This window comes from Glutamicibacter sp. X7 (assembly GCF_054889245.1).
The window spans coordinates 3,048,961-3,064,622 of sequence record NZ_CM142678.1 but is presented as its reverse complement, the minus strand read 5'-3'; the positions used below and the strand labels follow the sequence as shown (position 1 = coordinate 3,064,622).

The window sequence follows — 15,662 nt, the reverse complement described above, 5'->3', positions numbered from 1 at the left end:
TCGCCGGCCCCCACTATCGGTGGTAGTTAGGACTCGTCGCCGGTGGACTCGGCGCCGGTCTGCTCGGCCTTAGGCAGGTACTGCTCGGGCATCGGGGAGCCTGGGAACCACTTCTGGTAGAGCTTCTTCCAGGTGCCGTCTTCCATGGCCTCGGCCAGAGCCTTGTTCAAGGCTTCGCGTAGCGCGTCGTTTTCGGGGGCAATGGCGAAACCGGCTGGTGCGTCGAAGGAGGGCACATCGAGGGCGTTTTCCAGATCGTACTGTTTGGAGTAGTCCTTGGCGGCCTCGTAGTCCAGGAAGTGCGCGTCAACCGAACCGGCGTTGAGCCCCGAGACCGCGGTGTTGTTATCCGGGAAGCGCACGATGTCGGTGTCGGTGAAGTTCTTGACCGCGTAGGCCTCCTGCAGACTGCCCTGCACGACGCCCAGACGCTTGCCAGCGAGGTCGCCCTTGTCGTCGATGTTCTCATCCGGGGAGGCCAGGACGGTCAGGTATCCGGCGAGGTAGCCGTCGGAGAAGTCCACGGTCTGCTGGCGCTCCTCGGTGATGCCGATGGCGGCCACGCCTACGTCGAATTGGCCGTTGGCAACTGCCGAGAGAAGGGCCGAGAAGTCTTGACCGGTGAAGACGACGTTCTCGACGCCGATGCGGTGGGCTACGTCGGTGAAGAGTTCAACGTCGAAGCCGGTGAACTGGCCTTCGGCGTCGGTGAAGGTGTAAGGCTTGCTGTCACCGATGCTGGCCACGCGGATGGTGCCGGGCTCGATGAGATTGTAGGGGTTATCTTGTTCTGCCGAAGCGCTGCCGGAACCACCACAGGCGGTCATTGTCAGGGCGCTGAGCGCCAATGCCGCTGTGGCCGCCAAGGCGCGGAAGCCGAGTCGATTTTTCATGGGGATTCTCCGTTCGGTGCTGGGCGAGTGAGGGCCGCCCGAAGATGTTGGCCGATGATTAGAGACCGGTCTCAATTTGTTTCGTGAGACCGGTCTCAATCTCGTTGTGAAATAAGCTACACTTCAATTTGAAGCGACGTCAAGAGGTTGAGGAAAAGTTAAATGGCTCGACGACAGGGGACCGGTGAGGTCACCATTTCCGACGTGGCACGACAGGCCGGGGTCTCCAAGGCTCAGGCGGCGCGTGCCATGGGCGGCTACGGATCGGTCAGCAGCGAGGTTAAGCAACGTGTCGAGCAGGCCGCGCAGGAACTCGGATACCGCCCCAACGCCTTGGCTCGAAGCATCAACACCGGGAAATCTCAGTCGCTTGGTGTGGTGGTCGGTGATGTGGAGAACCCTTACTTCGGACAGGTCACCCGCGGTATTAGCGATGTGGCACGCAAGCACGGATACGATGTGGTGCTGGCCAACACCGGGGAGTCGCTGGACGATGAGGAAAAGGCCGTGAAGATGCTGCTCGATAAGCGGGTAGATGGTCTGTTGATCTGCCCGACCTCGCGCTCCGCACACGAACATATCCTCGATGCCGAACGCGCCGGGCGCCCAGTGGTGCTCTTTGACCGTGAAATTTCGGCCACCGGTCTGGACGTGGTGCAGATGCGGATCGCCGAGGTGACCGCTCAATCCGTGGGCTCGCTCATCGAATCCGGGCACCGGCGCATCGCCTACATCTCCACGTTGAAACTCACTACCGAAGAATTCACGCCCGGACAGGATCTAGATTTATCGACGGTGACACAACGTGTGGACGGGATCCGTTTGGCCCTGACGGAGGCAGGGATTGTCGTGGATCCCGAACTCTTCCGCTTCGGCGCTACGGATCGGCAGACCGTCGATGGACTGGTGGGCGAGTTGCTCGCGCTGGCCGAACCGCCCACCGCGCTGGTTGCCTCGGACTCTCTGGTAGCTCTCGATCTGCTGCTCTGCCTCAAGCGTCGCGGGCTGCGAGTGCCCGCCGACCTATCCGTGGTCATGCTCGATGACCAGCCCTGGGCCGAGCTGGTCGAACCACCGATCACCTCGGTATTCCAGCCGGCCTACGAGTTGGGGGAGCAGGCGGCAACCGTGCTCTTTGAACGTATCGAAGGTGCTCCCGGCGGACGTGAACTTTGGCTTACCCCACGGCTCGTGCAGCGCGCCTCGGTGGCCGCCCCGGCGCTTCATATGAAGCCGATCGGCTAAATTCGCCCATGACGAGTCTGTAGTTGACTTCCGACCCCGTGAGGAGGCTGCGAGGGTCGTCTTATTTTCATCACCTTGCTCCTCGCAGCGACCGCAAAATTTCGGAGGTTTCCTTGAGCTGGCGGTAGATGGCTCAATGGGCAAGCGAGGAACTAGGGAATAGTGGGCGGGCGCTCGCCACTTCCTCGTTGGATGAGTTTGGTAGGAAGCTCTACTTGACGAGGAATCCCTGTTGGATCCGACATCCGTTCAAGTGCGAGGTCGGCTGCTTTCATGCCCATAAGAATCGCATCGTGACTAACCACGCTGATCCCCAAGATATCTGCAGTCTCAAAATCGTCGAAGCCAACAATAGCGAGGTTCGCGCCTGTCTGGTGTAAAACGCGGATGGCAGCAATACACATGCGGTTATTTCCTGCAATTAGTGCAGTGGGAGGGTCTTCACGACTAAGAAGTTCGGTGACAATCACCGCCGCATCAACGGTTATGTCGTCGCACGTCTTTTCCCATTGAGAAGTTTGGGGGTAGCCAGCTTCGGCCATCGCCTGGCGATAGCCTTGGAGACGCTCAATCTGCGTGTAGACGTTGGAGGGGTTGCAGACGTAGCCGATTTTAGTGTGCCCCTGTGCAAGCAGGTGTTTAGTAGCGTCGTAAGCGCCTCGGCGGTTTTCCAACACGACGCAGTCTGCGACGAGGTTGCGGGCTGGCCGGTCAATGGCGATGACCGGAGAACCCAGCTGGCGCTCACCTTCCAAGTAAGACTGGTCGTCGCCCACCGGAATCATCAGAAGTGCCCCGACTCGCTGGGACAATAAGGTATCTGCTACTCGTTCTTCACCTTCGGGCGTGTCATCGGTGGTGGCAACGATCAGCGTTTTGCCGTTGTTGGATAGGACCTTCTCCACCCCACTGGCAACCATGGAATAGAAGGGGTTAAGCATCTCGCCGATGATCAAGCCCACGGTATTGGAGGCTCCTCCGCGTAGGTTGCGGGCTACGCTGTTCGGACGGAATTTCAGCTTCTTCGCAGCGGCCAGGACCTTATCCACGGTGGCAGCAGAGACCAGTTCGCGCTGGCTGTACACCCGGGATACAGTTTTCGGGCTGACGTTGGCGAGCCGTGCAACATCATCAAGTGTTGCGCGTTGCTGAATGTTCATGGTGGTTGGTCCAGGTCCCTACGCCGCAGTAAAAGCCATCCCACTCATGATAATTCACCATTAACGAGGCAACAGGTGGACCCGAGCTTCCCGGTGGATCCACCTGTTGCAACTAGCGGCAGCTGCGGCTGAGCGCCCGGCTAGAGCCGGGGTGATCTCGATCCGCACGTTTCTGCGAGTTCTTATGGCACTGCTTGCGGGTGTAGACCGAGGCGGGAAGTGCCCGACGTTCCTTGAGCCCGTCTGCGCCATTGATGAAGCGTTCGCCCCAGCTCGTGAGCTGTGTGGCATCGAAATCCTTCACCAGATCCAAGGGAGCATCCGCCCCGCCGTTGCCGGACCAAGACCAGCCGAGCATGCCGATGTTCTCGGACCGCGTGTAGGACAAGATGGTGTCTACCGCCGGGATGCCGGAGGTATGGAAGTCGGCGAACTCTCCGACCATGATGGCTAGGTTCCTGCTGGTGAAGGAGTCGATGTAGTCGGTAACGGACTGTGGGGTGTCGAATACCCCGTACATGTGCACGTCGAAGACCAGGTTGTCATCGGCCGCGGAGACCTGCTCGGCAGTATCACGCATCGTGAGGCTCCAATCTTGGCCCCAGTTAGGGGCGTCGACAATGAGCGTGTTTTTGACGCCGACGGCACGCAGCTCTTGCACCGCGCTAATCGTGTCGTCTGCCCATCGAGAAGTATCGGAGTTCCCGTAGGGCTCGTTACCGATGTTGATCATGACATAGCCTTCCTGGCCTTTGACCTCCTCAGCAACGGAAGTCCAGTACTCGACTGCTTCGGCAAGCGATGTGGCTGCGGGGTCCTCTCCGAATCCGGTGGTGTCATGGTTTTCCAAGATGCAGACCAAATGGTTGTCCTTGCACAGTTCGATCACGTGGGAGACTTCCTCAGCGGTGTTTGGTCCCCAGCGGTCGCCGGAGAGCACAACGCGTACCGTGTTAGCGCCGGCCTGGCGGGCGTCGGCGAAGGACTGGTCCTGATTCTTGAACCAAGCGTAGGGCAGGTTAATGCCTTGAGGGACAAACTGCTTCTGATTGGCGTCGTAGATTTTGCCGTCGTGGACGCTAAAGCCGGAGACCTGAGAGTCCGTGTGGGCGGCGGGTAGGGAGATAGCTGAAAGTCCCACGGCTGCTAATGCGCAGGCGGCGAGGGCGTGTTTGATCATGGGTGTACCTTTCTAAGCCGGGCGGCGTCGCCTCGGGGAAGAGCGTCAGAACTCTGCGCAGAAATGCGCTAGATGTGGAATGGCCCTTGAAAACAAGGGGAACGGTGGTAGCGGCAACAAGCCAAAGGCGCCCTTGTGGAAGAGCCCAAGTCTAGGCAACTTAGTGTGTCAGTGGCCGGTAGCGCAGAGGCAACCTGTGTCCAGTACTACTAGGCGTCGGCCAAAGACCCGGAGACAACGCAGGAGGCGCTGTTTTCCCAACCCCAGCCGTCCCCGTCGGGATCTGCTGACGCGGTGGAGCAGTACGGGTATCCGTTAGGTGCTGTAGACCCGCTGGTAGCGTCAGCCACCTTGCAGGAGGCGTTATTCTCCCAACCCCAGCCGTCGCCATCCGGGTCGGAGGAAGAGGTGCTGCAGGTGGGGTACGTGGTGGAGGTGTAGACCGAAGCGGTCTGCGGGGAGCGCTGTTTGAGCCCGTCCGCACCGTTGATGAAGCGTTCGCCCCAGGGGGTAAGCGTCGAGCCGTTGAAGTTGGCGACCAGGTCCAGCGGTATGTCTTCACCGCTGTTACCGGACCAGGACCAAGCGAGAAGTCCGATTCCTTGGCTGCGCGTGTACGACATAATGGTGTCCGCGTCCGGGGTGCCCGAGGCGTGGTGGTTGGCGAATTCGCCAACCATCACTGCAAGGTTTTGGCGGGTAAAGGAGTCGAGGTAGCTGGTCACCGCGCTCGCCGTGTCGAACACCCCGTACATGTGCACATCGAAGACCAGGTTGCCGTCGGCGGCTGCCACTGCGGCGGCGTTGTCCCGCATGGTGTAGCTCCAGTCTTGGCCCCAGTTCGGCGCGTCAACAATCAAGGTGGTGTCGATCCCGGCGGTGCGGACCTTGTCCACGGCGCTGATGGTGTCGCTGGCCCAACCTGATGTGTCGGTGTTGCCGTAGGGTTCGTTCCCGATGTTGATCATCACGTACTTTTCCTGGCCCTCGATGGCCGATGCCACGGAGCTCCAGTAGTCGGCTGCGGCGGATAGGGAGGTGGCCGAGGAATCTTCCAGATAGCCTGTGGTGTCGTGGTTTTCTAGGATGCAAACCAGCTGGTTGTCCTTGCATTTTTGGATGATGCTACTGACTTCGCTGGCGCTCGTGGTGCCCCAGCGCCCACCGGAAAGCACTACGCGTACAGCGTTGGCTCCTGCATTTCGGGCATCTGCAAAGGACTGGGACTCATCGGTGTACCAGGCGTAAGGCAGATTCACTCCTTGGGGGATAAACTGCTGGCCGTTGGCATCGTAGATGGTTCCGTTCTCCACTGTGAAGCCTTCGTCGGCGGCCTGGGCCGGGAGAGTGACAAGGCCAAGGCAGGCCGCAACCGCGGCCGCAGTGACCAATGATCGTTTCTTCATTGAGGACCTTTCCGCGCCACGGGGATTGTCCGTGGAGCCGCAACGGATCGCTAGTGATTCGTCGCCGCTAGTGTGAGCTAGCTCTCAGAATCCTAGGGAGGAAAGGAAAAGTTATGCAACGGAAATTATCTTTTTAATCTGGACACTTTTCGAGACAAATTGGGACATTTAGGACATTAGTGGACAGGCCGGGACAGATTTAGCTCCATGGTGGGCGCTCTCCGCTGCCGCGGGCGATGAGCTGCGTCGGTGCGATGAGCTGGCGGGTGAAGCCGGTGGGGTCGGCGATGCGCTCCAGGGTCAGATGGGCTGCGCGTCGACCCATGTCGATGGCGTCGTGGCTGATTACCGAGACGCCGAGGATGTCTGCGGTGTCAAAGTCGTCGAAGCCGATTAGCGCTGGGGGCTCATCCATGGTGTTGAGGATATGCAGCGCCCCGACGCACATTCGGTTGTTGCCAGCGATGATGGCGGTGGGTGGGTCGGTGCTCTGCAGAAGTTCGCGCACCACCTCGGTCGGATCGATGCTCAAGTCATCCAACCGCCGCTCCCACGGGGTGGGGACCGGCGCCCCGGTGGTGGCCATGGCGTCGCGGTAGCCCTGAAGGCGTTCGAGCTGCGTGTAGATATTCGAGGGATTGCATAGGTAAGCGATTTTGGTGTGACCGTGCTTCATGAGGGAAGTAGTCGCTGCAAAAGCGCCGGCCCGGTTTTCCAGAACCACCGAGTCGGCGACAAGATTCCGCGCTGGACGGTCGATGCAGATCACGGGGGAGCCCAGTTGGCGTTCGCCCTCAAGGTAGGACTGATCGTCGCCTACGGGAATCATCAACAGGGCGGCTACGCGCTGGGTAAGCAGGGTGTCGGCCGCCCTTTCCTCGCCGGCGATGGTGTCGTCGGTGGTGGCTACGATCAGAGTTTTATTGTGCTCGGATAGTACCTGTTCCAAGCCGGTGGCGACTCGTGAATAGAACGGGTTCAGCAGTTCGCCGATGACAAAGCCGATGGTGTTCGAGCCACCCCCGCGTAGGTTTCGCGCCAGTGAGTTGGGGCGGAACTTCAACCGCTTGGCAGCGGCGAGCACCGCTTCTACGGTGGGCGGGGCGACCAGGTGGCGCTGTGAAAAGACTCGAGAAACGGTCTTGGGGCTGACATGGGCCAGCCGCGCCACGTCGTCTAGGGTGGCGCGTTGTTGAATCTTCAAGGCAAGCTCCTTACCGAATGTCTAGCTATGACAACGTAAGACATTATGTGGACATTGTCCACCCTTTCGCTCCTTGAAAACTTGCAATATAGCCTTGTCATACCCGATTTATCTATTATTTCGGCGCTGAGTACAGATATAGACAGCGTTGTCAGAAAGGGTTGTTAGTTAAGAAAAATGTGACGTAGGCTATCTTCAGCTCAGCTACCACCGAGCGCTCGCAGCAGGTGGTCGTTCAAGTTCAAAGGAGAGATGAAATGGCACGTTTCAAGGCGCTAAGCGCAGTCGCAGTCGCCGCGGCTGCAGCCCTGGCTCTGACTTCCTGCGGTTCGGGCAGTAGCGGACCAACAGCAACCGGCGGGGAGGTTGCCGGGCAGATCACCTTCCTGACCAACCGCACCGACCTGAATCAGGACGGAACCTGGGATAAGTACATCGCCGAATTTCAGAAGAAGTATCCTGATGCGTCCGTCGACGTCGAAGCGATCACCAACTATGAGGACGACGTCAAAACCCGCATGAGCACCCCCAACGGTTACGGCGACGTACTGTTGATTCCCAATGGTGTTCCGCAGTCCCAGTACGCCGACTTCTTCACCCCTCTGGGCGAGACCAGCTCTTTTAGCAATGACTACCGCTTCTTGAACGCCAAGTCCGTGGGCGGACAGCAATATGGCCTAGCACTAGGCGGTAATGCCAACGGTGTGGTCTACAACAAGGAAGTTTTCAAGGAGGCAGGCATCACCGACCTGCCGAAGTCCGAAGAGGAATTTCTGGCCGACCTGCAGCTGATCAAGGAGAAGACCGACGCCACTCCGCTGTACACAAACTACAAGGACGGCTGGCCGCTGGGTGGACAGTGGACCAACATCATCGGTGCGGTGACCGCCAACCCCGAAGCTCAGAACGAGATGGCCCACAACCCGGCCCCATGGACCGAAGGCACCGACATCTACGCGCTGGATTCCATGCTCTTCGACGTAGTAAACAAGGGCTTCGTTGAAGAGGATCCGCTGACCACGAACTGGGAGCAGTCCAAGGCGAACCTCGCCAACGGCAAGATCGGCACCATGGTGCTCGGCTCTTGGGCGCTGGGTCAATTGGCCAACGCAGCTGAAGACGCCGGGGCAGATCCGAAAGACATTGGCTTCATGACGTTCCCGGCCAACGTCGATGGCAAGCAAGCCTCGACCATCGTTGGCGACTACTATCTGGGCATCAACAAAAACTCTAAGAACCAGAGCGCGGCACGCGCCTGGCTGGACTTCCTGATTCAGGACTCCGGCTTTACCGAAGACGAAGGCATGATCTCGGCGGTCAAGACCGACGAGCTCCCCAAAAATCTGTCGGATCTGGAAGAGAACAATGTTGAACTGCTGGAATTGAGCCCGGCCGCCGAAGGGGAAGAATCGCTGCTCAGCGACCTTGCCGACAAGTCTCAAGTGGACATCTGGGGCAACATCTACCGCCAACGCCTGATCGACGTCGCCCGCGGCCAGGCTGCGGGCGACAAGGACTCGGTCTTCGCGGAACTCAATGACTCTTGGGGACAAGCAGTCAGCGAACTGGCCAATAAGTAAGACCTCGCCGATGGGCCAGCCGGCAGGCTGGCCCATCCCTCCAGGAGCTTTATCATGACAGTCTCATCGGCCCGTTCTCAGGCCATAGAAACAGCACGCGACGCAACGAAGGCCGCCAAGTCGGTCAAATCCCGACGCACCAATAAGTTCACTCCCTACCTTTTCCTGTTGGTGGGCGTCGGATTGCTGGTGCTACTGACCTACGTTCCTGCGGTGAATATGATCTGGTATTCGTTCACCGACTGGAACGGTCTGGGACCGGTCGGGGACTGGGTAGGATTCGAGAACTACATCGAGGTCTTCACCAACCCGCGGATCTTCGCGGTCTTCGGCGTCAGCCTCTACTACTTTGCCGCCACCTTTGTGCAGATGGCCATCGCCCTGTACTTTGCAGTGATCCTCAGCTTCAACACCCGATTCTCCACCTTCTTCCGTGGTGTGATCTTCTTCCCTTACCTGATCAACGGTGTAGCCATCGGCTTTGTGTTCCTCTACCTCTTCCAGCCGGATGGCACCTTGGACACCGTACTGTCCTGGTTCGGAGTCACCGAACCGCCTCAGTGGCTGGGCGATGCCTCCATCGCTAACTATTCGTTGGCAGGAACCTCCGTCTGGCGTTACACCGGATTGAACTTCATCCTCTTCCTAGGCGCTATCCAATCAATCCCAGCGGAATTGTATGAAGCGGCGAAGATCGACGGAGCAAGCGCGTGGCAACAGTTCGCCCACATCATCTTCCCGGGCATCCGCCGCATCATCGGACTGTCCTTCATTCTGGCGGTTTCTGGCGCCCTGTCGGTCTTTGAAATTCCGTTCATCATGACCAGCGGAGCCAACGGCACAGCAACTTTCGTGATCCAAACGTTGCAAACCGCGTTCACTTACCGATCTGTGGGCTTGGCCTCGGCCATGGCAGTGATCTTGCTGGTGATCGTCCTGGTGGTTACCGCCATCCAACGTAAGATTTTCCCTGATGAGAAGGTAGACCTCTCGTGAAACAGATGACCGCGACCACGTTAAAGTATGTTTCGCTCGTTGTCGCTGCAGTTGCCGTCTTGCTGCCGCTGTCCGTGGTGCTGTTAGCCAGCTTCAAGACCCGCAGCGAATACGCCAACTCCGGACCGCTGACCTTGCCGGAGAACTGGTTCAATTTCGAGAACTTCATCACCGCCTTCAATCAGGGTGGCATGGTGGAAGGCTTCATTAACACCACGGTCATCTTGGCCATCGCGCTGGCCGGCACCATTTTGATCGGCACGATGACCGCCTACGCGATCGACCGATTCAACTTCCGCGGTAAAAAGCTAATCATGGGCCTGTTTCTGGTGGCCAGCCTGATCCCCTCGGTGACTAGCCAGGTTGCAACGTTCCAGCTGATCTCCAAGATGGGACTGTTCAACACCAAGTCCGCGCTGATCCTGTTATTTCTGGGCACCGACATCATCGCGATTTTCATCTTCCTGCAGTTCATGGCCGGTATCCCCACGTCGCTGGATGAAGCTGCCAAGCTGGACGGCGCGAACCACTGGACCATTTACTGGCGAATCATCCTGCCGCTACTAAAGCCTGCCATCGCGACAGTCGTGATCATCAAAGGCATCGCAATCTACAACGAGTTCTATCTGCCCTTCCTCTATCTACCTTCCGAAGGCCTAATCTCCACCTCGCTGTTCCAATTCAAGGGGCCGTTCGGAGCACAGTGGGAGGTTATCGCAGCGGGCACCATCTTGGTCATCCTGCCGACCTTGATCGCTTTCATTTTCCTGCAGCGCTGGATCTACCGCGGCCTTGTGGCCGGCGCCGTCAAATAAACATCAGCTACAGACCGAAACTACCTAAACGGGAGCTTGAACCATGCAGCATACCGAACAGCACATCGCCAGCGCGTTGACCCGCCGCGCCCTTAATACTGGCTGGAGCGTGCGCGCCACCGCCGGACCGGTCCCCGACGAGATCAAAAACCGAGTCGTTCCGGCCACCGTTCCCGGTGTGATCCACCTCGACTTGCTGGCCGCACAGTTGATCGAAGACCCCTACCTGGACGATAACGAAGCGCTGCAGTCGTGGATCGGCCTTTCTGATTTCAGCTACCGCACCAGTTTCGAGGTCACTGAGGAGCAACTGGAAACAGCCCGCCATGAATTGGATTTCGAAGGCCTAGACACCGTGGCCACCATCAGCCTGAATGGCACTACCATCCTGTCTGCTGCTAACCAGCACCGCCGCTACCTAGTGGACGTCACCGAGTTGCTGCATGTAGGCGCGAACGACCTAGTGGTCGACTTCTCCAGTCCGGTGAAGTATGCCAACGAGCAATCCAGCATATTGGGCATGCGTCCGCGACCTTACCCGTTACCCTACGATGCGATTCGTAAGTCCGCGTGTAGCTTCGGTTGGGACTGGGGCATCAAAACTGCCTCCAGCGGCATCTGGAAGCCGGTCAGTCTGATCTCGTGGTCCACTGCCAAGCTCGGTGGACTCCTCATTTCCGCTGCTCCGCGGGGCACCGGCGGTGTGATCAGCGTGAACGCGCAGATTGAGCGCACCGAAGCAGTCGAACTCGAATTGTTGATCAGCTGCGCCGGACAGGAAACAGTCATCCCGGTTCCCGCCGAGACGAACAGCATCAATGGCATGTTGCACCTAGACGAGGTGCAACTTTGGTGGCCAGCCGGATACGGGGAGCAACCGCTCTACGAAGTATCGGTGTCCCTTCGCGCCGGCGCTACGCAGCTGGATGAAGCGGCCCGCACCGTCGGTTTCCGCACCGTACGCTGGGACACCACCGTGGACGAGGCAGGAACCCGTTTCCAGCTGATAGTCAACGAGCAACCGGTCTACGTCAAAGGCGCGAACTGGATTCCGGACGACGCCTTCCCTTCCCGCGTGGACGCCGGGCGCTACACTCAACGGCTAACCCAAGCGAAGGACGCAGGGCTGAACCTGATCCGCGTCTGGGGCGGTGGCATCTACGAATCTGACGACTTCTTCAGCGCCTGTGATGAGCTGGGCCTGCTATCTTGGCAAGATTTCCTCTTTGCGTGTGCGGCCTACAGCGAAGAAGAACCGTTGCGCAGCGAGGTTATCGCCGAAGCCCGCGACAATGTAGCCCGGCTGGCCCACCACGCCTCGCTGGTAATGTTCTGCGGCAACAATGAAAACCTCTGGGGCTATGAGGATTGGGACTGGAAGCGGTACCTGGATTCCAAGAGCTGGGGCGGGGCCTACTACCATGAGATCTTGCCGGGCATCGTTGAAGAACTAGCCGCCCACGTTCCGTATTCACCGGGTAGCCCATTCAGTCCGCACGGGCAGCATCCGAACGCCGAAGAACACGGCACCATGCACATTTGGGATTTATGGAACAACCGAGACTACCCGGACTATCGCACCTACCGTCCACGATTCGCAGCCGAATTCGGGTGGCAAGGCCCGGCTGCATGGTCCACCCTGACCCGCTCCATCAGCGATGAGCCGCTTACCCCGGAATCACCTGGCATGGTGGTGCACCAAAAGGCAATGGAAGGTAACACCAAGCTCACCGTGGGCTTGGTCGGGCATTACCAGGTGCCTAGCGACATGGAACAGTGGCACTGGGCCATGCAGTTGAATCAGGCCAACGCTATTACTTGTGCCTTGGATCATTTCCGCAGCATCGCCCCGCATAACTCCGGGGCCATCGTCTGGCAATTGAACGACTGCTGGCCGGTGACCAGCTGGGCTGCCATTGACGGGGACGGCATTGAGAAACCGCTATTCCATGCGCTGAAGAACTCCTTCGCGCCTCGTCGCGTGATCTTCTCACCCAACGCCGACGGACTGTCCGTGGTGTTCAGCAACGACAGTGCAGAGGAGTGGGAAGGCACCGCACTAATTGAACGCCGCAGCTATTCTGGGGTGGTTGCCCACCAGGCGGAGCAGCAGATTTCGGTGCCTGCTCGCGGCAACGTGCGTATTGAACTGAGCGCGGAACTATCCTCCAGCACCGCACCAGGCGAGGAACTGCTGGCCGCGACATTGGGGGCGACACGAGGCTACTGGTACTTTGCCGAGCCGCGCGATTCGAGGTTGGCCCCCGCCCATGTCGAAACTAGCGTGCACGAGCGCGGCCACGAACTGGTTCTGAACGTTACCTCAGGGAACTTTGTACGAGATCTGAGCCTACTGGTGGACAAGCTACATCCCGCAGCCCGGGTGGACCGGGGACTGGTCACCCTGTTGCCGGGGGAAAGCACCAGCTTCACCATCACCGGGCTACAGGCGCAGTTCGCCGGCGGACTCACTGACCCTAGGGTGCTGCGTAGCGCGAACCAGCTCGTGTGCTTCGGCTAATGGCATATCTGCAGGAGCATCACTTGAATACGAGGGAATCTTTGGTGCAGCACGAGTTACTGGCAGTCGATGCAGGTCAGACTGGGATCAAACTTGCTTGGACGCAATACGGCCAAACTCAGGAGCTCACTCTTCCAGGCGTGCTCACCAACGCACCGATACTGCCCCAGATTGCCGCGGCCATTGATCGGGCGGCCGAACACGCTGGCGGCGGATTCGATACCGTCACGGTAGGCAGCACCGGACTGACTCGAGCTGAACATGATGCCTCGAGGCTGCTCTGTGGTTCTGCGAGCATTCGGCGGGTGCTACTAGCGCACGATTCTGTCACGAGCTACCTCGGCGCACTGGGCGATGCACCCGGTGCCGTGGTGGCTGCCGGAACCGGGGTTGTCACCCTTGGGGTAGGCGCCGATTCGGTTGCCCGGGTCGACGGCTGGGGTCATGTCATGGGGGATGCTGGCAGCGGATACTGGGTCGGCCAGCAGGCCTTAATCGCGGTCATGCGCGCTTATGACGGAAGAGGCGATGCCACCGAGTTAACCGGCGTGGTGCAGCGGCTTTGGGAGGATCTGGAAGAAGCCTATATTCATTTGCAGTCCAACCCGCAACGCGTAGCCCAAGTAGCCGCGCTTGCCAAAGTCGTCTCCGAACTGGCCGGGACGGACCGTGTCGCTGCGCAGATCTGCGCCGAGGCCGGGGCGGAACTAGCACTGTCGGTGCACACCGCCCTTAGCAGGGTAAGCGCTAGTGGAGGTAACGTCGCTACCTTGGGCGGGGTTTTCGGCAGCAGCGCTGTAGCCAGCGCCTTCTCCCAAAAGCTGAGTGCCCTACGCCCTAATGCCGTGATTGTCCCGGCACAGGCAAATGGCCTCAAGGGATCGGCCCGACTAGCCGAGTTGGTCGAGAACCATCCGCTCATGCAGTTGGTGTCCCGAGCCGGAATCGACAGCAACGAGTAGGAGCACCGTCTTTGTTCTTAAGAATTTCAAACACGCCACGTGACTATGCGTGGGGGTCGAAAGTCGCCATTGCGGACTTTCTAGGACTCGAACCTAGCGGTGCTCCTGAAGCCGAACTCTGGCTTGGTGCACATCCGTCGAACCCTGCGCGTATTGATGAGGAAGGGTACAGCGATCTAGCAGAGTTTATTGCTTGTGAGTCGGAGTCAGCGCTGGGACAGCAAGAGCGCCTACCGTACTTAATGAAGATTTTAGCCGCAGACACTGCACTGTCCCTTCAGGTTCACCCTACGACGGAGCAGGCTCAGGTCGGTTTCGACAGAGAAAACGCGGCAGGAATTCCGTTAGATGCTCCGCATCGGAACTACAAGGATCGTTTCGCCAAACCGGAAATCATCGTGGCGTTGAGCGAGAAGTTTGAGGCACTATGTGGCTTCCGTGAAATCGATCAAGTATTGCAGATGGTTGCTGAGCTCAGGCATAATGCCAACGAGCTGCAGTGCGCATCCCTGGATTTTCTTTGCGGGCTTCTAGCCGGTGAGGAACCGCTACGTACCACGGTGTCTGTACTGCTAAATGGCGAACATCGTGATCAAGTGACGGAGCTGACCAAGACGGTGGTGAGCTTGGCTAACGATGTGAACCATAGTCGCTTTGCGGATGCTCTAGCAACCGTGGCCACCGTGGCTACCAACCACCCGGGCGATCCTGGCATTGTGCTTACCCTGCTCCTCAACAGGGTGACGCTTAACCGTGGTGAAGCACTGTATTTAAGGGCAGGCAATATTCATGCCTATCTCAGTGGATTGGGCGTGGAGCTGATGGGGCCCAGCGACAATGTGCTGCGCGGCGGCCTGACTAATAAACACGTAGACGTGCCCGAGCTTCTAGCCGCATTGGATTTCAGAGCCGGTCCTATTCCGTTTCTACCCCCACGCAAAGAGACTGCGAATATTACGAGCTACCTGCCTCAAGACACTGGATTTTCGCTACACCGAGTCACTGGGATTGCAACATTGCCCTTGCATGGAGCGGGAATTGTAATTGGAGAATCTGGGGAGCTAACGATGCGTGAGGTGGGGGAGTCCCGGACAGTAAAGTCAGGACAAGCGTTCTTCGTCACTGCTGCCGATCAGCGGGTTGAGGTATCCGGAGATGGCGCTTTGTGGTTAGCGACCGGAACTCCAGCAGAAATTAAAGAATAGGTGGCGGGCTTCGATCTGGAATCCTAACGTCACCATGTTCTCCGGTTGAGCATTCTTCACAACTGGAAGAATGCTCTGCCGCACCACTTCGGGCCCGCGGGAGCATTTGGTAAAGGCCGAGAATAGCGGTGCGTGGGGGAAAATTCCACGTAGTAGCGGACTTTCCAACGCCGGTATCGTCCTCACAATGGTTCGTGTTTCACGAAGGCTGGCAAGCTAGCGCTTCTAGCGTTTCACTGTGCTCGGGGATTTCTGAGGGCTAGCCGGAAACCTCGGCGGTAGTAGCTAGAGAAGCAATCCGCGTAGGTGAAAATTTTCCTTCTGATCGAGCAGACCTCCGGAAAACAAATTCGAGTGATTTGTGACCCTGCCTCGGAGTGTCGAGGCAGGATCACGGTACGAAATCATTCTTGCGGCCGATCTTCCGCTTGGGTATACGGGGCGACCGGAAGTAGTTTCGGTGAAGTAGCATCGCAAAACGGAACAGGCTTACAT

12 protein-coding genes are annotated in these 15,662 nt (G+C 58.6%); 7 read left to right on the top strand and 5 right to left on the bottom strand.

The features are described from left to right. Nucleotides 1-26 precede the first annotated feature (26 nt). A complete protein-coding gene (locus ACYU0X_RS14605) occupies nucleotides 27-893 on the bottom strand; it encodes an ABC transporter substrate-binding protein (protein ID WP_461901475.1) in 867 nt (288 codons plus the stop codon). Between the two features lie 162 nt (nucleotides 894-1,055). On the opposite strand from ACYU0X_RS14605, the gene ACYU0X_RS14600 reads away from it, so the two are divergent. After that, on the top strand, nucleotides 1,056-2,138 hold the full coding sequence (locus tag ACYU0X_RS14600; RefSeq protein WP_461901474.1) for a LacI family DNA-binding transcriptional regulator: 1,083 nt from the start codon (nucleotides 1,056-1,058) through the stop codon (nucleotides 2,136-2,138). Between the two features lie 152 nt (nucleotides 2,139-2,290). Here ACYU0X_RS14600 and ACYU0X_RS14595 read toward each other — a convergent pair whose 3' ends face one another. The 4 genes from ACYU0X_RS14595 to ACYU0X_RS14580 form a co-directional block, all read right to left on the bottom strand. Beyond that, on the bottom strand, nucleotides 2,291-3,298 hold the full coding sequence (locus ACYU0X_RS14595; RefSeq protein WP_461901472.1) for a LacI family DNA-binding transcriptional regulator: 1,008 nt from the start codon (nucleotides 3,296-3,298) through the stop codon (nucleotides 2,291-2,293). 112 nt (nucleotides 3,299-3,410) lie between these two features. Then, nucleotides 3,411-4,478, bottom strand: coding sequence for a glycoside hydrolase family 5 protein (locus ACYU0X_RS14590; RefSeq protein ID WP_461901470.1), 1,068 nt, complete (start codon nucleotides 4,476-4,478; stop codon nucleotides 3,411-3,413). A gap of 209 nt (nucleotides 4,479-4,687) precedes the next feature. Beyond that, entirely contained in the window at nucleotides 4,688-5,884 is a 1,197-nt protein-coding gene (locus ACYU0X_RS14585; protein WP_461901468.1) for a cellulase family glycosylhydrolase, read from the bottom strand. Between the two features lie 199 nt (nucleotides 5,885-6,083). Next, a complete protein-coding gene (locus tag ACYU0X_RS14580; protein WP_461901466.1) occupies nucleotides 6,084-7,088 on the bottom strand; it encodes a LacI family DNA-binding transcriptional regulator in 1,005 nt (334 codons plus the stop codon). Between the two features lie 257 nt (nucleotides 7,089-7,345). Between ACYU0X_RS14580 and ACYU0X_RS14575 the strand changes: the two genes are divergently transcribed. Genes ACYU0X_RS14575 through manA form a run of 6 tightly spaced genes read left to right on the top strand, consistent with a single transcriptional unit; the run spans nucleotide 7,346 to nucleotide 15,167 of the window. Continuing rightward, a complete protein-coding gene (locus ACYU0X_RS14575) occupies nucleotides 7,346-8,668 on the top strand; it encodes an ABC transporter substrate-binding protein (protein ID WP_461901464.1) in 1,323 nt (440 codons plus the stop codon). Nucleotides 8,669-8,722: 54 nt separating this feature from the next. Then, nucleotides 8,723-9,664, top strand: coding sequence for a carbohydrate ABC transporter permease (locus ACYU0X_RS14570; RefSeq protein WP_461901462.1), 942 nt, complete (start codon nucleotides 8,723-8,725; stop codon nucleotides 9,662-9,664). Nucleotides 9,665-9,669: 5 nt separating this feature from the next. Continuing rightward, on the top strand, nucleotides 9,670-10,479 hold the full coding sequence (locus ACYU0X_RS14565) for a carbohydrate ABC transporter permease (RefSeq protein WP_461902816.1): 810 nt from the start codon (nucleotides 9,670-9,672) through the stop codon (nucleotides 10,477-10,479). Between the two features lie 43 nt (nucleotides 10,480-10,522). Further along, entirely contained in the window at nucleotides 10,523-13,000 is a 2,478-nt protein-coding gene (locus ACYU0X_RS14560) for a glycoside hydrolase family 2 protein (protein WP_461901460.1), read from the top strand. Continuing rightward, the gene (locus ACYU0X_RS14555) at nucleotides 13,000-13,962 is read left to right on the top strand and encodes an N-acetylglucosamine kinase (protein WP_461901459.1); all 963 of its coding nucleotides are present in this window, start codon (nucleotides 13,000-13,002) and stop codon (nucleotides 13,960-13,962) included. Before ACYU0X_RS14560 ends, ACYU0X_RS14555 begins: the two co-directional genes overlap by 1 nt. Nucleotides 13,963-13,973: 11 nt before the next feature. After that, entirely contained in the window at nucleotides 13,974-15,167 is a 1,194-nt protein-coding gene (gene manA / locus ACYU0X_RS14550; protein ID WP_461901458.1) for a mannose-6-phosphate isomerase, class I, read from the top strand. Nucleotides 15,168-15,662: the final 495 nt, after the last annotated feature.